This is a genomic window from Chryseobacterium sp. MP_3.2, from assembly GCF_035984805.1.
GTDB lineage: Bacteria > Bacteroidota > Bacteroidia > Flavobacteriales > Weeksellaceae > Kaistella.
The window spans coordinates 82325-102752 of sequence record NZ_JAXCHW010000005.1 but is presented as its reverse complement, the minus strand read 5'-3'; the positions used below and the strand labels follow the sequence as shown (position 1 = coordinate 102752).

Here is a 20428-nt window from a genome sequence, read left to right as displayed (position 1 = left end):
TTAAAAGAAATAAAAATCGTAAATAAATCCCTTCAGCCGACAAATACTTTGAAAAAAGGCTGAAAAATATATTAAAATGTTTTTAGCTTCGGTTAGAATCCGTGACCCAATGCGCAATTTTTTGATTGAATCCTTCTTTATTTAAAAGATTTTCAACATTAAGATGCATTCTGTATCTCCAAAAGTGTGGAAATACGGCAGGGTTATTAATCCTTTCTTCATCCATATTGGGGTTGGACAATTCACGGTCTGTCGCTAAAAACTCCTGAATTGGAAAAATGGCCAACATTGAATTGTTATAAAGATGCTGTTTCATAATAATTTCTGCAAGCTCCGGCTCTAAGTTCCAAGGTGCAGTTCCAGATTGACCGAGTTGTTTATTGAAATATTCCTGGGTCAAGTTTCGGTCTTCATGCCACCATTGACGTAAAGTAGAACTATCATGGGAACTTGCGGTTACTACGTTCATATATCCAGCAGATTTTGGATTGTACCATGGAATATTATCAGAAGGCATTCTTTGAACTTTTAAAGCGGTGATCGCTAACTGATCCATAATATCTGGAACGCAATCTGGAACGAGTCCTAAATCTTCGCCGCAAATAAGCATGTCTGTGGCATTTAGAATTACGGGTAGTTTTTCCATGGCTTTCTCTGCCCACATTCCATCTTGGCGTTTAAAGAAATAATCTACGTATAATTCGTTCACAGCAATTTTCTCCCAATCCGAAAGATTTTGGTAAGAAGAAGTTTTTTGAATATTAAATCTCGGGTGGTAAACAATTTCACCATTATCTAAGGTTTCTGGCAAAAACAGAACATTTGCACAGAGTGAGATTAATTTTTCTTCTGCCCAATCGTGTGGATTGGTTTTGAAATAATCCGTCAGTTTTCTTTGAGTATCAAATTCTTCTTTTAAAGTATAGGTTCCATCAAAATGATTGTGCATAAATTCATTCTGAATAGCGTCTTTCTCTTGTCCGAAATTATCCCAAAGGATTTGATCATTGATGAATGGACTGCAATACCGATCTTCATTAAAAGGAATGTTTCTCGCATAAAATTCCTCCATCTTTACTGGAATCGCCGGATAAAAATATCCTAAAATACCTTGAGTGGCGCTCATTGGCATTCTCCAAATTCGGAAAAACCCAAGGATATGATCAATTCTCATGGCATCAAAATATTGTTCCAAGGCTTTGAAACGATTTTTCCACCATCGGTAACCATCTTCTTTCATGGCTTCCCAGTTATAGGTCGGAAATTCCCAGTTTTGCCCTAAATCTGTGAACTGATCCGGCGGTGCTCCCGCTTGAAAATCCATTCCGAACAATTCTGGTTCCGTCCAAGCTTCTACAGAAAACCGGTAAATTCCAATTGGCAAATCACCTTTCACAGAAATTCCTAAACCGTGCGTATAATCAACGGCTTCTTTTAGTTGTAAATGAAGTTGATACTGAACCCAAGCATGAAGCATCGCGATTTCATATTCTTTATTTTTCGGAGAAAAGAAAGGAGTAATTTTTCCCGCAATATATTTTTTGTGCGTTTTCCAATCATTGAAATTTGGAGTCTTATACTTGTCTCGCTGCACACAGAACGCACTGTAAGTAAGGACCCATTCTTCATTTTCCTTCAGGAATTTTTTAAAGTTTCGGTCCTTTAAAATACTTTCTTTATTAGCCGTAAAAATAGCTTTGACGAATCTCCATTTCTCAGAAATTACCTGCTCATAATCAATTAAACTGACCTTATTCAGTTCAGCTTTCTTGGACTCAAAATCTTTTTGTAATTCTTTCGGAATAGAATATTCTAAGCGATCAATAGAAAGATATTGCGGATGAAGTGCATAAACAGAAATGGCCGCGTAAGGATATGAATCTGTCCACGTGTAATTTGCAGTAGTATCATTTATTGGTAAGATTTGTAAAATCGAAAGTTTCGTCTTACTTGCCCAATCTGCCAAATTTTTGAGATCTAAAAACTCTCCAACTCCAAAACCTTTTTCTGAACGCAAGGCAAAAACAGGCACTGCAACTCCGGCTGCATGATACATTTCAAAAGATTTAAATTTAAAGAAATGATCTGCTTTTATGCGAAGAATATTTTTTTCGACATTTGGAAAAGTCCAGCGGTTGTCACCATATTCAATATCGAAGACGTCACCGGAATCGGTATTCTGCAATCCGTATTTGTAAATTATCGTTTCATCTGAGATAATTTCTACCGCAGCTTCCCAAATTCCAAAATCCGTCTGAGACATCGGCACGGCTCGCAAGTATTCCCAATTCCCCAGAGCTTCGGTATTGCCTAATAAAACCACTTTCCAGTTGGGTTGATAAATGGGAACTTCCAAACGAAAAAGATGAGAATGTTTTTTTAATACCGAAACTTTCTTCGGTTTAAAACCACTTAATTTGTTTTTGAGAATTTTATTATTGAGGTAATTTTCTGGAAAATTTTTGGCGTTCCAAACATCATCGATCAATAATTCATCATAGTTATGAGGTAGATTTAGGAAATGAAGAGATAGTTCTTCTACCAGTATATAACCCTCATCATTAACTACGCGATACTTATACGATATTGTTTTAGAAAAATGGTCCACTTCTACAGTCCAGGTTCCATTATCCAAATAAGTCATGGAATGTACTTTGTCTTCGGCCTCATTTCCACAAACCAAAAGCTGTAAATTCTCGCCAACTTTGGTTCTGTAATTTATTGTAAAATCAAGTTTCATAAATAATGTTTTTAACACTTGCAATTTACAATTTCTAAGTTTAAAATAAGACTGAATTACGGCTTTGTTTTTTGACCAACATATAGCTTAACATCTGAAATATAAACCTTTACAAGACTCAAAATCTTAGAAGCAGAATAATTTACCGATTTAATAAAAACCACGTCGTTAATATTAAAATTACAGTCGGAATTTCCATAAAAAAAAGCCTTCCATTTACAGAAGGCTCTTCATAAGTTTATAAAATTATTGGATGGAATAAGTCGTTCCCTCTCGGCCATCTTTTAACTCAATGCCTTCTGCTAACAAACGATCGCGAATCTGATCAGACAAGTCGAAATTCTTAGACTTACGTGCTTGATTTCGCAACTCAATCAAAACCTGTAACGCTTGATCTAATTTGGAATTATTATTTTCTTCGATGTTTTGTAATCCCAAAACCTGAAAAACATATTCATTCATTGCCGCTTTTAAAAGCTCTAAATTCTCTGCTGAAATACCTTCCTTCCTTTCTTTTAATTTAAAAAGAAAATTAACCGCTTCAAAGAGATGAGAAATAAGAATCGGTGAGTTGAAATCGTCACCTAATGCTTCGTCACATTTATTTTTCCAAGCCGTAAAATCGAATGTTGACTCCGAATCGCTTTTCGCTGTTCCTGTTGATGAATTTAAGATTTTAACCGCTTCCATCAATCGCTGAAATCCTTTTTCACTTGCAACCATGGCATCATTAGAAATATCCAAAACACTTCTGTAATGGGCTTGTAAAAAGTTAAATCTAACAATAGTTGGATGAAAGGCTTTTTGGAAAAAGTCATTTTCCCCTGAAACTAGATCCATGGGAATAATATAATTTCCAGTTGATTTACTCATACGCTGTCCATTCATGGTTAACATATTTGCATGCATCCAATAATTTACGGGATTGGTTCCATTGCAGGCTTTACCTTGCGCTATTTCGCACTCATGATGCGGAAATTTCAAGTCCATTCCCCCGCCGTGAATATCAAATTTTTCACCGAGATACTTCGTTGACATGGCAGTACACTCCAAATGCCATCCAGGAAAACCTTCACCCCACGGGGAATTCCATCGCATAATATGGGCAGGAGACGCAGATTTCCAAAGGGCAAAATCTTGCGGGTTTTTCTTTTCGCTTTGGCCGTCTAAATCGCGGGTATTAGCAAATAGTTCTTCGATATTTCTGCGGGATAATTCTCCGTAATTTAAACCTTTCGCATTGTACGCTAAAACATCAAAATAAACGGAACCATTGCTTTCATAGGCGAAACCAGTGTCAATTAATTTTTGGGTCAATTCAATCTGCTCAATGATATGTCCGGTTGCCGTAGGTTCTATGGTAGGCGGAAGTAAGTTGAAAATATCTAAAACTTTGTGAAAATCCACGGTGTATTTTTGAACAATTTCCATGGGCTCCAGTTTTTCTAACCGAGATTGTTTTACAAAGCGGTCATTCTCAACATTTCCATCATCTGTTAAATGACCGGCATCTGTAATATTACGCACGTAGCGAACATCATAACCTAAATACATCAAAGTTCTGTAGATGAAATCAAAAGACATAAAAGTTCTCACATTACCGAGGTGCACATTGCTGTAAACGGTTGGTCCACACACATACATTCCCACTTTATTTTCGTGGATTGGTTTAAAAACTTCTTTTTCGTTGGTCAGGGAGTTGTATATTTTAAGGGCCATATTGGATAAGAATTAAAGGTGAAGTGCACGTCAAGAATTAGTGCAAATGACCAAAACGTTAAATTAATTTAGTCAAGCTTCGCGTGGCTTCCTACATAATGTAAAAATTCTTGACGCGTAATAGGATTGGTGCGGAAAATTCCGCTCATTTCTGCCGTAATGGTGGAGCTGGAAGTATCTTTAATTCCGCGACAATTCACACACAAATGTTTCGCATCAATGATACACGCAACATCTTTGGTTCCCAGAGCATCTTTTAAAGCATCAACAATCTGCATGGTTAAACGTTCTTGAACCTGTGGTCGCTTTGCGTAATAATCGACCAATCGATTAATTTTAGAAAGACCAATCACCTCGCCATTAGAAATGTATGCCACATGCGCTTTGCCAATGATGGGCAAAAAATGATGCTCACAAAATGAATAAACAGTGATGTCTTTTTCCACCAACATTTGTCGGTACTTGTATTTATTAGAAAAGGTAGAGATACCGGGTTTATTTTCTGGCAGTAAGCCGCCAAAAATTTCATTCACGAACATTTTCGCAACTCTTTTTGGGGAATCTTTCAGGGAATCGTCCATCATATCTAAGCCTAAAGTCTCCATAATTTGGTGGAAATGGTGCTGAATAATTTGGGTTTTTTCTTCTGCGGATTTTTCAAAGGCATCTTCTCTTAGTGGAGTATGCTCTTTGCCAGTGAAGATGTCATCATCATTGTCTATCTCTTGATTCATAGTGTAAAAAATGAAGGACAAAATTAGGGATTTAATTTTTATTCTCCATACCAAAAAACCCTCTCCAAAAGGAAAGGGATTATGTAAGATTTTACCTTAGAATATTTTAGAAACCACCACCCGCAAAAGTGAAGGTTGCCGTTAATCCTGCTCTAATTGTAGAAAGCGGGAAGGCGGTAGAAATTTTATACTTCGTCATCAATTGATCGTAAAAGACTCTAATGTTAAAATTCTGAGACATGTTGTAATCTGCAGAGAGTTTAAAACTCATCATTCTTTGACCGCCCGTAATTTGAGAGTCATTTTGAAGAATGTTGGTAATTTTCGTCTGACTATCTCTTAGAGAAAAATCTCCGCGGATATTTAAATCACTTTTTATATTGGTGGCTTTCCCCTTAAAGTTTACTTTTAATTTTAAATCTTTTAAGATGTATCCAAAACCAACGATGTATTCATTACCAGAATCTTCGGTTAAAGTTTGATTTACCAAACCTAACATAAACAAACGGTCTCTATTATATTGAGCACGGAATTGCATATTGTTTCTCATGGTTACATCTGCTCCAATTAATGGCGCAAAAGCTTCTACATATCCTACCTGAGAGAATGTGTACGGATTGAAATCATTCCCAAAAGTATCAGCTTGCGGCGCTCCAGGATTATTCTGTGCGTTATAAAAATCAACGCTGGATTGAATTCCGGAAGCTGTGTAAGTTGATGTATAGCCATGTAACACATCGAACTTGGTAAACTGACTGTTAATAAACGGAATATTTTTCAACCCAGAATAGGTAACTCTCCAATTCGGAAGTGGGAAACCAGATTTCTTCGGGTCAGTAAGTCTACCGTTTGGAGATTTTCCCTCCACAGCTGCTTGAAATGCGGGAATTAAAACATAAGCATCTGCTAAACCTCTCCCGTTTGCAAAGTCAGTTTGATTAAAAGCTCCGCCAGACTGAACGTAGATTTGTTTGGCGTACTCGTACATGTTGTTATAAATTTCGTTACCGTCTTTAAAGGCGGTGCCGAAAGTCCACGCTGTTCTTGAATACGTAATTAGATCTGTTCCGAAAGAATTTTGGAAACCAGAACGCACGGGATCAGCATCTACATTATAACCACCTTGAATGAAATTACTGTTATAGTTTTTCAACACATTGAAATCAATTCGGAATTCATTCACCGGCATAATTTGCACATTTGCCAATAAATTTTGACTTTTCAACTGGGTATAAGGATCGTTCATATACGTAGAGTTAGAGATCCACCCATTTTCGATCACTGTTCTGCGGACATCTGCTTGCGAACCTAAAAGGAAACCATAAGTAGGTCCACCCAAAGTTTGACCGTAACCATACCAATTCGGTGCAGAAAGTAATCCTGGTAGCACTGTTCCATTATTCTCATTGTAAGAAATATCAACCTGCTTAATAGATGTTAAAGCGTAGGCAATACTTTGCAATGGATTCAATTTATTCTTGAATTTATAGCTCTTGAAGTTTTTCTTCGAATTTTTCTTTTGCCAGACCAAATTATACGCATTGTTCAAAGAATCAATTTCCTGTTTGCGTTTCTGCATTTTGGTATTGATTGCCTGAAAGTATTTAAACTTGCTAAAGAATTTCGGTACATCTACGGCGGCAGTGGCAACAATATTATTGGTATTCTGCCCGATGCTTCCTAAACTTTCTGCTTGATTGGTATCAGGGTTGATGAAATTTGTTAAGACTGTACTTCTCGCGTTCCAGTTGTACGTAAATCCATAACCCAATTCCGCATTCACGAAATCCAGATAAGGCAAATATTCAAAAGGGAACTTATAATTTAGCTGAACTCTGTGGTTGTAAAGAACGGGCCTACCTGCGCGGAAAGGATCTGCGAAAATAGATTTAGTGTTCATATCCGCAACATTTAAATTATCATTCAACGTTCGCATGGCAGAATTAATTTCCAATTTTAGAGATTTGGTGAAATTAAATCCTAAACCGTATTGCCATCCAAAGTAGAAATTTCTGTTCCTGATGACATCAAAATCTTGACCTGTAGTCCCATTAAGAATCGCTTCTATATTTCTAAATTCTAACTCATTATAATTTCGGTCAATTTCTGTACGGAAAGATAATCTTGTTGGTACTGGATTAAAATTCACCTCTTTTACCCAACGTAAATATTTGTAAGATTTCGCCGTATCACTCACCAATTTATTAAAAGGTCTGATGACAAATGGTTTGAATGAATAATTGTAGTCAACGTATCCTCTTAAATACTGACGGTAATTTTTCTTGGTATAAACATCTCGATAATAATCATCATTATAAACGGTAGTGAGAGAAAGATTTTCAACGTCATAGAATTTCGGTTTTTTCTCCGGATTCATTCTTTCTTTCCGCATATTTACTACCCCAATGCTTCTTTGCTGCGTATATGTTCTCGCTACTGTTTTTAATTCCTCTCTATTTGTAGCTTTTTCGAAAGTAACATCATTGTCTAATGGATTGTATTTCGGGTCTTCAATAGTTTGCGTGTAAGAATAATTCACAGGAATCTTCATCCCAATTTTTTCTGGCAAAAATTTATCCACATTTACCGTTGTGTTGATGTTGAATGCAGACAAAGCAGACTGTGCTCTCTCAGAAGGTTTCTGCGTAATTGCGCCAAATCCAATCGTTGAATAAGATGCATTAGCATTAACTAAGGCGAAATCTCCCAGATTGAAATTTAAACTTGCATTACCGGCATAACCGCCTTTATTTTCAATTTCAGAAAGTCGGATTTCATTCACCCAAAGCACTAAATCTTTTGAAACAGCAGCTTCTTTATTTCTCACCCCTAACATAATCGTAGTTACGTTTCCTAAACTTGGCCGACCTCTAATAAAGATCTGTTTATCTGGATCAATGGAATTGTACTCATCATCTGCAGTTCGCTCATCAATAACAACTCCTGATTGTTGATCACGGCGTAATTTAGCATCGATGAAGTTTTGAATTTCTAAGTTTACCGTATTTTCATTAGGCCAAATTTCTAGTGGTGAAGTGGCACTTTTCTGTGTATATTTTAAAGAAGTTTCGTACTCATAATAGTTATCTGTGGCATCACTTCCAAATCGAATAAAGAATTTTGCTTTATCATCAAAATCTGAAGAGGTCACATTTTTTAAATCTTCGGCGTGAACGAAAAGTTCTAGTTTTTTATACCGACGCATGTCTAAAGCGACATTTTTGAAAACACCACGGGAAGTGTTGGCTTGTAAATCAGTAGCCTTTAAATAAAGGGAAGCTTCATTTTGTCTTTGTGCACCCGCATTTCCACTTAAGATCTGACGGTCAATTCCGGGAGGAAGAACGTAAGGAGGCTGGCTCAATCCATTTTCTTCCAAATTTACACTTCCTACATCCAGACCTCTACCATCTACAGTGAAGGTTCCTTCCGTATCAGTGGTTAATGTTGCAATGTCTTTGGTGTATTTTCTCCAATCACTTCTTACCAAATCTAATGTTCCGAAACGGATGGTTGAAGTTTGATCGAAACCAGTTAATAACATTCGGGCAAAACGCACATTATTCAGAATAGAAAGATCTTTCACTCCACCTTCATTTGCACCCTCATCAAATTGAGTTACAGGAACTCGGAATAAGAACCATTTGTTTGAGCCTGTTTGACCATTTTGGAATTTTACTTCCACTTCTTTTTCGTCTACAATAAATTTTTGACCCAAAGCAAGACTCGACTGATCCAAATTAATGGTGTATTGGGTATAATTTTCGTTTTGATCTAAATTATAATCGCGGTTGATATCTTCAGCATCTGGCGTTTGTGTGGCAACTTCCAAAGAATTACTCTGCGAATTACCATCAGGACCGCGAAAATATTTATAACGCTGCACTAAAGAAGACGCCTGAGTACCTTGAAACTGATCGGAAAGATAAAACACGAAATCATCTGAAGCCGGATCCAAAGTATTTGTAATTGGATTGATAAAGTTAGTCCCAAATTTTGCTGCTTCGCCATCAGCATTTAGTCCATCATAACCCACATCTTGCGCTGCACGATCTTCATTTTCTGTAGAGAACGCATAAAGCACAGGGAATTGATTTGGCTGTACTCCCCAATTTGTTGTAGTGGTATTTGCAGGAACAGTAGGTGTCGGCAAACCATTTTCATAATTGAGTTTACCATCTTTTAAAATATCTTCGGAAACGTTTCCTAACTGAAGTAATAATTTAGGATTAGCCCCTAAAGTAGTTCCATCTGCATACGGATCCATCATCCAAAATTCTACATACTCAATATTAGAATTGATAAAGTTTGACACAGATATTGGTCGCATTAAACCGCCCCATCTTTGTTGCGTAGATTCTATACCTGGATTTACGTTATAAGGTCCTCTTTCTTGTGGGAAATACGTTAAATCAAAAGTATTGGTGTACAACTGTTCACCGGCCACAAAATCTCTGGAGTTGAATAATTCTTTGGTTTGAACTCTTCTTGACGCGTGATTAGAAAGTGCTTCCGCATTTATTCCGTTTGGAGCTCTACCCCCAATTCCGTAGAATCTAGGGTCAATATTGTACCAAGTTAGCAAACCACGCCCATTTCCATAGGCAATATTATCATTAAGATTTGCTGTGCTAAAAATAGATTCTGGATTTTTTTCTGGTTTAGAAGCTAGACTCCACATCGCAGGTTCTTTCAAGGAAATTTTAGAAGTGGTTTGTTCAAAATCATCAATATAAGATTGGTCACCAATTCCTTTATTTTGTCCGGGAATCAAATATGCACCTTCAGCTGCGAAACTTAAATTGGACGGAGCTTCTGTATTGATTAACGGTATTTTGTCTGTTAATCTGGTTAAGAAAGGCAATTCATTATTATACAAAATATTGAAACCTGCCATGGTATTATTCACTGCTTCTTGCCCGAAATTTACTTTTTGAGTAAGTGGCGTTTCTGCATAATTGACTACTGTTCCACCAATCGTTAAATTCTCATTGAATTTTCTTTCTAAGTTTAGACCTAAAAATCTTTTTCTTTGCGTATTAAAAGTCAACTGATTTTCTAAGGAAATATTAATTGCCTGACCCGATTGCTTCACCGTTTCATTGATGATGTTCACGGAACCAAGCATATAATCTACGGTAAAATCAACACCTTCTTGAAGCTGTACTCCATTCGCCGTAACTTTTACAGATCCTTGCGGAACATTGATGGCACCTAAAGAAATCCCAGTTCCCTGCGAACCTTTAAATCGACCTTCTAAGGTGTACGCCAAAGCTAATTTATTCTCAGAAGCAACATTTTTAAAACGGTCATACAACTCATTGAATACATAATCTGGATTATTTGTGCCTAAGACATTTTGCAAATAAGCCCCGAAAGGTTTTGCCTTCGTGAAGATTACTTTCCCGTCTTGTGGATTAATGGTTAAACCGGGAACAAAATCGAAAATACCATCACCAGTTGATGTTCCGTTTTGCTGCAAGTCATTGTTCATATTCAAGCGATCCCAATTGAATAACTTCAATAAGTTGGTATCTTGAACGGGCGTGTTGGGGAGATAATTTACTTTACCATTGGTTGCATCACGCAGATAAACATTGAGTAAAAATCCATCACTGTTAATATCGTTGGAGTTTAATGAATAAATATTTTTCATCATCAAATCCCACATTGGAGTCGTAGTGGTGGTTTTGATGTTAGACTTTAAAAGTTTCGTAATTAAAACTGGACTTTCTTCGGAAAACTCTCCTACTTTATAAACTCTGCTGTCTCCATTTAAGGTGAAGGAATACGCCACAGATAAGAGCTGATTGTCATTAAGCCTTTGATTAAGAGAAAGATATCCTAATTGTGGATTGAAAGTAAATTCATTTTGATTTAATTTCCGTGCCTTTCTGTTGAAAATAAATTGTTCCCCATCTTGATACAATTCTGGCGAACCATCAGCATTGGGAAAAGTTTGACCATTTATGGTGTTGTATGCTGAATTAGGATCTCTAATTGGAGCACCTAAACCTACAATTCCTTGGTATAAATTATTTTGAGAATTATCAGGGAAACCAGAAATTCCGTCACCTAAATCACGGATTCCCAATATTCCTTTCTGATCCTGAAGATTCCCTGAACCTTGATCCAAAACCCACGCTTCAATTCTCGTAATATTAATTCGGGAATTGATTTGAGGATAATTTAAAAGCGCGTTATCATAATTGTCTAAGAAATAATGACCTAAATAATAATGCTGATTGTCTTCATAATCAATCGCGTTTAGTTTAAAGGTGTTCATCACACCACCGCCTTGCGCCACAATTGTTCTTGCTTCACCCTGTTGCTGAGAGAAGACTAAAGTTCCGTAAGTTTTTCCGAGTTGAAATTCAGTTTTTAATCCGAACAAAGATTCACTTCCTCTGATTAAACTGGTAGAAAGCGGCATATTAACATTTCCGAATTCTACTCTCTTGATAATTTTATCTTCGCCGCCAGTGGTTTTATCATTTAAACCTTTAGACTGTAAGTCTTTCCAAGACCCTTTTGCCTGCCAAACCAAATTCATTTTATTCTCAAAGGCGAAACCACTTTGCGTATCATAGTTGGCTTTGAGCTGTAAATTTTCGCCCACTTTTCCGAGCAATCCTAATTGAATCCGCTGCTGAATATCAATCGCGAAGCTGGTTCTGTTTTGGGGTAAAATTAAAGGATTATCAATTTTTTGATAAAGTCCGCCAATGTCAAAAGAGGCGAAACCTTGGGGAATAATTTCAATTTTGTTTCCACCAAAAATCGACTCAAATAATTTATTTTTTACATTAAGACTTGGCAAAAGACCTTTCTTAATCGCATCTGACTGATCTTTCCGATTTCCTAGATTATTGGTTTCGGATTTTTCTTTGTAGTAAGCGCTCAGTTGATTGGTGAGCATGTATTGGTTGTACTCGGCAGACGTCATGGAAACGGGATTTCCCACAATCATATTTCCAATTTTCGGATAGAGAAAATACATACCCGTTTCTACATCGTAGAAAGCATCATAACGCATTGGGTTTGGCAATGAATAATCTGTTCTTACAGAAGCGCTATCACTCGGAATTACTTGCGCAGAAAGACTTGCAAAAGAAACGCACAAGAATATAAAAACGATTAATCGATGTCTAAAAAAACTAAAATTCTCCAAATGTTAAATGTTTTTTAAAATTTGCTTAACCAAATCTTCTACCGTAAGATCCGGATTTTGCTTTAAAATGCGGTCTGCAATCTTCTCACTCATCTTTTTAGGAATACCTAAAACCTCTAAGGCAGATAACGATTCTTCTTTAATTTTATTATTTGCAAATGTAGATATATTTTCGTCAGAAACATTGAATTTTTGGACTTTGTCCCGCAGGTCCACGATGATCCTTTCCGCGGTTTTTGTGCCGATTCCTTTCACCTTTTGCAGCAGCAAACTGTTGTTAGAAAGGATGGCATTTGCAATCTCTTCTAAGCTGAGGGAAGAAAGCATAATCAGGGCAGAAACAGGCCCAACTCCATTAACACTTATTAAGAGATTAAACATTTGTTTTTCTAAAATAGTGTTAAAACCATAGAGCAAATGAGCATCTTCTCTGATGATTTGCTGAATATTAAGCAGCGTTTCTTTTCCAAGAAGCAATTTTTCTGATGTTTGCAAACTGATGCCTACAAAATATCCAACTCCGTTCACGTCTATCACTACGGAAGTTGGATTAAGTTCCAGTACAGAACCTTTGAGTAAATAAATCATTTGTGTGTTTTTAGAGGAAATTTCTTTCTTTATTTAAAAAATCTACAGCCTGACTTAATTTTATATCAGGCTTTAGATTTGAAATTCTGTTTAGAGCTTTTCGTTCTCTTTTTTCTGCGCATCCAGAACGGCAATGGTTGCTAAGTTCACAATTTCATCAACGCTCGCGCGCATTTGCAAAACGTGAACGGGTTGTTTTAATCCCATTAATATAGGTCCTACCACTTGTGCCATCTTTAATCCACGAATAATTTTATAAGAGAGATTGGCACTTTCTAAATTCGGGAAGACGAATACATTTGCAGGTGTGGTTCCCAATTTAGAGAACGGATAATCTGAGAGATGATCAGCATTCATGGCGAAATCAGGTTGAATTTCTCCATCTACAATCATCTTCGGAAATTTTTCATGAAGGATAGAAACTGCTTTTGCTATTTTCTTGGAAGTATCAGAAATTCCAGAAAAGTTTTCAAAAGATAGCATCGCAATTCTAGGCTGAATGGCAAATGACTTAACCGTCATTTCCGACATTCTTGCAATATCTACCAGATCTTCTGCGGTGGGATTTTGATTGATGGAAGTATCTGCAAAAAAGATGGGTTTTTTCTCCGTTAAAATCATCATCATAGAAGCGATTTTATCTACCCCTTTTTCCCGTTCGATCACTTCTAGAACGGGTCTCAAATTAGAAGAATAGTTTTTAGAAAATCCAACAATCAAGGCATCTGTATCGCCATGACGCAACATTAAGGGTCCGAAATAATCTCTTTGGCGCACATAGCGTTTCGCTTTATACTCATTCATGCCTTTTCGCTGGCGCATTTTCCAGAGGGTCTCCCGATATTTCACGCGATTTTCTTCTTGATCATCATCCATAGGATCCACAATCGGTACATCAATTTCAATCCCGAATTTCTTCATTTGCTCTTTTACAAATTTTTTCTCCCCTAATAAAATCGGTTGTGCTATGCCTTCTTCGTAAAGAATTTGTGCCGCTTTTAAAACATTGTATTCCTCTGCATTACCTAATGTCACGCGTTTTGGATTAGAGCGGGCTTTATTCTGCATCATGCGGATGAGTTTTTCATCCCGACCCATTCTGTCTAAAAGTGCCGTCTCATAATCCTCAAAATTCTCTATCGGTTTTCCGGCAACTCCACTGTCCATGGCAGCTTTTGCCACCGCTTTGGAAACTCGGGTAATCAAACGATTATCAAAAGGTTTGGGTATAAAATAATCCCGTCCGAAATTCAAACTTTTTAAATTGTAGGTAAGCATTACTGCTTCGGGTACTGGTTCTTTTGCCAAATCTGCAATTGCGTAGACGGCGGCCAATTTCATTTCTTCATTAATGGCAGTGGCTTGAACATCTAAAGCTCCACGAAAAATATAGGGAAAACCTAAAACATTATTCACCTGATTAGGATAATCACTTCTCCCTGTTGCCATGATGGTATCTTTTCGGGTTTCCATCGCTACCTCATATTCAATCTCGGGATTTGGATTTGCCAAGCCGAAAACCACTGGATTTTCTGCCATCGTCACAAGCATTTCCGGCGTCATCACATCCGCCTTAGATAAACCTACAAAAACATCGGCACCAATTAATGCTTCAGCCAAAGTGGTACTATCTGTTTGCGCCACAAAATCTAATTTTTCTGGCGTTAAGTTTTCTCTTTTATGATTAATGACTCCTTTGGAATCACACATTAACACATTCTCTTTTCGTAAACCTAATTCCAAATATAATTTGGTACACGCGATCGCCGCGGCTCCAGCGCCATTGACCACCATTTTTACATCTTCAATTTTTTTATTGGCAATTTCTAAAGCATTAATTAGGGCGGCACCAGAAATAATCGCGGTACCATGCTGATCATCATGCATCAGAGGAATATTGAGCTCTTCTTTTAAACGCTGTTCTATGTAAAAAGCTTCGGGTGCTTTAATGTCTTCCAGATTGATTCCACCAAAAGTTGGTGCGATGCCTTTTACAATTTCTATGAATTTATCTGGATCTTTTTCATTGATTTCTATATCAAAAACATTGATGTCTGCGAAGATTTTGAATAAGAGACCTTTTCCTTCCATCACGGGCTTCGAAGCTTCTGCACCAATGTCTCCCAATCCTAAAACTGCCGTTCCATTAGAAATTACAGCTACTAAATTTCCTTTTCCGGTATATTCATACACCAATTTTGGATCTCTCTCAATTTCTAAACACGGAATAGCAACTCCCGGAGAATACGCTAAGGACAAATCCCGCTGAGAAGTATGTGGTTTAGAAGGAATTACCTCTATTTTGCCTTTCGGCTCTACGCTGTGATAATCCAGGGCTGCCTGGTTGAAATTTTTTTGATCTCTGTTCGTTTTGCTTGACATAATTTTTTTTTGATTCGAGTGATTTTGAAGTCACTGTTTCTACTTTGAACTTATTTTAAATTCAGAATATATTTTTTGTGGTAATCTACTAAACTTTCAATGGGTTTTTGTACAACTTTACCAATGGTTAAATTGAGTTCTGCGGCCGCGGCTCGTAAAATGTCCTCATAAATAAAAGCAATGTATCCAATGCAGTTTACTTCTACTTCACCCGATTCTGGATAAGGCAACACTTGGTAGTCCAAATAATTTTTTAACTCATCAAACACCATATTCTGGAAATAAGGATGCTTTTTACGATCTGCTATAAATTTATTGAACTCCCCTAAATAAGCATTTGCGCGTGGATTATGGTACATATTTTTAATGGCATCTTCAATGCTCAGACGGTACGTTTGAATAAAATCTTCTTCTAAATCTTTCGGAAGCTTCTTCATAAAATACCGACGTAAAAGATGTTTTCCTAAAGCGCTGCCGCTTCCCTCATCTCCAATTAAAAATCCAAGTGAGGGTAAATCTGTTCTGATTTTTTGGCCATCGAAAAAGCAAGAATTAGATCCAGTACCTAAAATACCAACAATTGCAGGATTGCCATTATAAGCAGCGTAGGCAGCGGCGGTCATATCTTCTTTAATCGAGATTTCAGCTTCGGGAAAAGTCTTGATGAATTCTGTTTCTACTTTTTTAGCGTTGTGCTCGGTTCCACATCCAGAACCGTAAAAGAATACTTTTTCTATATGATTTTTCAAAAAAAAGAGCTCTTCGTTTTTATCGATTTCTTGGGAAATAAAATCCGTATTCGTAATGTTTGGATTAAATCCTAATGTGGTGGTTTTGAGATTTAGACTGCCAGAATTTTCTAGAATCATCCAGTCACATTTGGTAGAGCCGCCGTCTATTATGGCAATCATATTAAATTTGATTTAAGATGCTAAAATATTAATTTAATTTTAAAAATAGGCGATTAATTAGTAGGGCATTTTTGGAAGGAATGAATAAGGTGAAAAATAAAAAAGCAATTCAAAAAATGAATTGCTCTATTAATAACTGTATTGTCAACTTATTCTACGTTTAACACCTCCAAAATTTCTGGAGCATGCTGTTTTATGGTCGTTTCTACACCCAGTTTCATGGTAGAAAAACTCATGGGACAACCATTACAATTGCCGTGTAGTTTTACATAAACCTTTTGGTCTTTTACATCTACCAATTCTATATCACCACCATCTTTATTAAGGAACGGACGGATACTTTCTAAAGCGTTTAAAACTTTAGTAACCGTTTCTTCGTGTATTAATTCTTTATTCATCTTTATTTTAAAGTCTATTTAGAAGAATTTTAGGTTTAAAGTAAAATGCTATTACTTCCCTTTATTCTGTTTTGGAGCACAACCCGCCATTGTGGTAATTTTTACCGCCTCGGTTGCAGGTAGATTTTTATTTCTTGCCACCAAACTTTCTATAATATTTTGTGTAGTCTTTTTGTAGATTTCAGCAATTTTGGAATCTTCTTGCAAAGCCGCTGGCCTGCCAACATCACCAGATTCTCTTATGCTTTGGATAAGTGGTATTTCTCCTAAAACAGGAATTCCTAAATCTTCAGCTAAAAATTGCGCGCCTTGATTTCCAAAAATGTAATATTTGTTTTCTGGCAATTCCTCTGGAGTAAAGTAAGACATATTTTCTATTAAACCTAGCACAGGAATATTGATACTTTCCATTTGAAACATGGCGATACCTTTTCGAACATCTGCCAAGGCAATGTGTTGTGGCGTACTTACAATTACAGCTCCAGTTACTGGAACTTCTTGAATAATCGATAAGTGAATATCACCTGTTCCGGGAGGAAGATCAATTAAAAGAAAGTCTAATTCTCCCCAATCCGCATCGCGAATCATTTGATTTAAAGCTTTAGAAGCCATGGGTCCACGCCAAACTACAGCTTGATTTGCCCCAGAAAAATATCCAATTGAAAGCATTTTCACGCCATAATTTTCTATGGGTTTCATGAGGTTTTTACCATTTACTTCTACAGAAAGTGGTTTTGCTCCTTCCGTATCAAACATGGTTGGAATAGATGGTCCATAAATATCGGCATCTAAAATACCAACTTTAAATCCCATATTTGCCAGAGTTACGGCAAGATTTGCAGCAACTGTGGATTTACCAACGCCACCTTTACCAGAAGCTACGGCAATGATATTTTGGATACCGGGGATTTGCTTTCCCTTAATTTGGCTCTGCTGTACTTCTGAAGGTTCAGGCGAAGCAATTTTTAATTTCAAAACAATTTCTTCCCCAAACTCTGAGGCAAAAGCCTGCTTCATGGCAGCTTCTAACTTTTTCTTTTCATGCATTGCGGGTGAATGCGCAGTCATATCTATATAGACATCATTCCCCATCACCTGAAAATTCTGTACTAAATCATCTACTTCTATTTCTTTCAGAAAGCTCTGAACTCGTTCTTTGGTCAACATAAATCTTTATAAATAATTGAAGTCCAAAATTACGGAAATTTTTGTTATTTAGAATGATTAAAATCTATGATAAATGTCTGATTTACTTTGCTAAAACTTCTGTTTCAGAATAAAGAAATAGAAGGGAGAAAAAATAGGTAGAACAATAAGACGGGAGGCAAATTTAATTTTTGCTAAATTTAACCATTACCGTAATTTCATCAGGAGAAAAAAGTTTCATAAAATAAGTCCCTGCGGAAAGCTTCGCCACATTTATATTTTCTGCTTTAAATTCATGTTTTCCCAAAGACTTTCCGCTACCCTCCATAATTTCGTAGGCGTTGAAAACTTTGTCTGATTTAGTGAGGAGTGTCTCTTTAACTGGATTTGGATAAACCTTCACTACAGTAATTTTCTTAGCGTTTCCACTTACTCCCAAAAGGCATGCTGGAGGATTTGTAATCGGACCCAAAGAATAATCGTAGAAAACCACGCTGTCTGTAATTATTCCATAATATTGATAAATTGGTGGTGGAGCCATTGATTTACAATTATCATAGGTAATAGCTCCGACAAAATATGCATTGGATGCTTTATACCAACCATCACAAACTGCGGTCATTGGTGGACCTGAAAAAACATCCAAAGCTAGTGCGGGATCATAAGAATTTACGTAGGAACAAGTGGAAGTCCATTCAGGTGGTTTTTTTAAAGAAAATTTCTTTTACAGGAAATGATCCGAAATAATATTTTTTAGAAAATACCTGCGACAATTGATTATTGCTGTCTTTAAGTATTGCTTTTACTGTTAAGACTTCTGAAATTGAAATATTAATTTCATTAACACCAGAAGGAGAATTTCCTGTGGGTTCTGTACCGTCGGTGGTGTAATATATAGTTCCGTTTCCAGTGAACATTGCATTATAAGGAGCTGGTCCAAAGGAGTACACACAATTATGAAATGTTATCTGCGAATTATAAATTTGAATAATCGGGAGTACTAAAAGAAGTAGAGTTTTTTCACAACCTATTTTTTTTCTTAAAGATGATTAATGATAATAATATTCATTCGAATCATTTTTTTAGCATATTATTTTTGAAAAACTTCTTCAAAATTTAATGATTTTAAAAAATGATCTTAGATTTTTGGAGGATAGTTTTCATCCCAATATTTTATTTTGGGATCGTGTAGCAAACCTTCTGATTTTGCAACAATAACAGCTACGGTAGAATCGGAGGTTACATTAACCACTGTTCTCAACATATCTAAAGGTCGATCAACCGCAAAAATAAGGGCTAAACCAGCCTCTGGAATTCCAGCCTGTCCCAAGACAATTACCAGCATGACCATTCCTGCACTAGGAACCGCGGCAGAACCGATAGAAGCTAAAGTGGCAGTTACAATAATCATTAACTGTTCGGAAATAGTGAGATCTATATTCATTACTTGTGCAATAAATATTGCAGCAATTGCCTGATATATAGCAGTTCCGTCCATATTGATCGTTGCACCAAGTGGCAAAACGAAACTGGCAATTTCATCATCTACTCCCACATGTTCCGTAACTCTTTCCATGGTTACAGGCAAAGTTGCTGCGGACGAACTCGTAGAAAATGCTAAAAGTTGTGCAGGTAGAATTTGCTTGTAAAATTCAAAGGGATTTCTTTTGGTCACCACATAGAAAATAGAAGTATAGAAGAAGAAAATTAAAGTTCCTAATCCTAAAACTACGGTCAATGCATAGGCAACTAAACCTTTTAGAATGGAAGAATCTGGAATTTCTACCATGAGAGCTGCCAAAAGTGAAAAAACACCATAAGGTGCTGCAAGCATAATAAGATCAATTATTTTTAAAATTACGCCGTTCATCCCTTTGAAAAATCCTACAACTGGTTTGGAGTCTTCTTCTTTAATTAAAATAATTCCGATGCCTATTAAGATGCTAAAGAAAATAACCTGCAGCATACTGCCATTATCCGTTAAAGCTTTGAAAAAATTGTCAGGAACAATATCTATCAGTGGTTGAAGGGGACCAGAACTTTTGTGTTCATCTGCCATTAAAATCTTTGTAGAAACATCATCTTTAAAAGTTTCTAAAAGTTGTGCACCGGCTTCTGCAGAAACAAAATTCCCGGGTTGAATCACATTAGCCAATATAAGACCCAAAGAAACAGCAACTACTGTTGTAAAAAGATAAAAGATAATTGTCTTGCCCCCAATTTTAGAAATTTTGGAAATATCCTTTAGATCTGCTATTCCGGTAATTAAAGAAACTACGATTAGAGGAACAGCGATTAATTTTAAAGCGTTAATAAAGATAGTTCCAAAAGGTTTGATCCAATTGGCCACAAAATCATTAAATCCAAGATTGTTCATGGTATACCCGAAAACAATTCCGAGAACCATACCTATTAATATCTTCCAGTGGAGCGCTAATTTCATATCAATTTTCGGTCTCATTATTTAAGATGACCGGTTACAAATATAAATTAATTTTTAGCAGTTTAAACTTTTGGGAAAAAAAATTGATGCAGTTACGTCGCTTGAGAACAAAAAAAAAATCGGACAAACGTTTGACGTACTAATATTTTATATTCTTAATTGAATCGTCGAAACTCGTGTCTCGTTTTGAAAAGGA

General features: G+C 36.5%; 12 protein-coding genes. All 12 read right to left on the bottom strand.

Annotation, left to right across the window (positions count from 1 at the left end):
• Nucleotides 1-82: 82 nt before the first annotated feature.
• Nucleotides 83-2740: a 4-alpha-glucanotransferase gene (locus RCH13_RS08285; protein WP_326986771.1), complete on the bottom strand. Its 2658-nt coding sequence runs from the start codon at nt 2738-2740 to the stop codon at nt 83-85.
• A gap of 246 nt (nt 2741-2986) precedes the next feature.
• Nucleotides 2987-4459 carry a cysteine--tRNA ligase gene (gene cysS, locus RCH13_RS08280; RefSeq protein WP_326986770.1) on the bottom strand — a complete coding sequence of 491 codons (1473 nt, stop codon included), beginning with the start codon at nt 4457-4459 and terminating at the stop codon, nt 2987-2989.
• Between the two features lie 68 nt (nt 4460-4527).
• A complete protein-coding gene (gene folE, locus RCH13_RS08275; RefSeq protein ID WP_326986769.1) occupies nt 4528-5193 on the bottom strand; it encodes a GTP cyclohydrolase I FolE in 666 nt (221 codons plus the stop codon).
• Nucleotides 5194-5299: 106 nt separating this feature from the next.
• A complete protein-coding gene (gene sov, locus RCH13_RS08270) occupies nt 5300-12364 on the bottom strand; it encodes a cell surface protein SprA (protein WP_442784621.1) in 7065 nt (2354 codons plus the stop codon).
• A gap of 3 nt (nt 12365-12367) precedes the next feature.
• Nucleotides 12368-12952: a Holliday junction branch migration protein RuvA gene (gene ruvA / locus RCH13_RS08265; protein ID WP_326986767.1), complete on the bottom strand. Its 585-nt coding sequence runs from the start codon at nt 12950-12952 to the stop codon at nt 12368-12370.
• Nucleotides 12953-13042: 90 nt separating this feature from the next.
• A complete protein-coding gene (locus RCH13_RS08260) occupies nt 13043-15334 on the bottom strand; it encodes an NADP-dependent malic enzyme (protein ID WP_326986766.1) in 2292 nt (763 codons plus the stop codon).
• A 50-nt stretch (nt 15335-15384) separates the two neighbouring features.
• Nucleotides 15385-16245: a BadF/BadG/BcrA/BcrD ATPase family protein gene (locus RCH13_RS08255; protein ID WP_326986765.1), complete on the bottom strand. Its 861-nt coding sequence runs from the start codon at nt 16243-16245 to the stop codon at nt 15385-15387.
• Nucleotides 16246-16394: 149 nt separating this feature from the next.
• A complete protein-coding gene (locus tag RCH13_RS08250) occupies nt 16395-16643 on the bottom strand; it encodes a NifU family protein (RefSeq protein WP_326986764.1) in 249 nt (82 codons plus the stop codon).
• A 51-nt stretch (nt 16644-16694) separates the two neighbouring features.
• Complete coding sequence (locus RCH13_RS08245) at nt 16695-17810, bottom strand: Mrp/NBP35 family ATP-binding protein (protein ID WP_326986763.1); 1116 nt, start codon at nt 17808-17810, stop codon at nt 16695-16697.
• Between the two features lie 163 nt (nt 17811-17973).
• The gene (locus tag RCH13_RS08240) at nt 17974-18435 is read right to left on the bottom strand and encodes a T9SS type A sorting domain-containing protein (protein WP_326986762.1); all 462 of its coding nucleotides are present in this window, start codon (nt 18433-18435) and stop codon (nt 17974-17976) included.
• 49 nt (nt 18436-18484) lie between these two features.
• Nucleotides 18485-18739, bottom strand: a complete 255-nt coding sequence (locus RCH13_RS08235) for an FN3 associated domain-containing protein (protein ID WP_326986761.1) — start codon at nt 18737-18739, stop codon at nt 18485-18487.
• Between the two features lie 188 nt (nt 18740-18927).
• Nucleotides 18928-20250, bottom strand: coding sequence for a dicarboxylate/amino acid:cation symporter (locus tag RCH13_RS08230; protein WP_326986760.1), 1323 nt, complete (start codon nt 20248-20250; stop codon nt 18928-18930).
• Between the last annotated feature and the right edge of the window lie 178 nt (nt 20251-20428).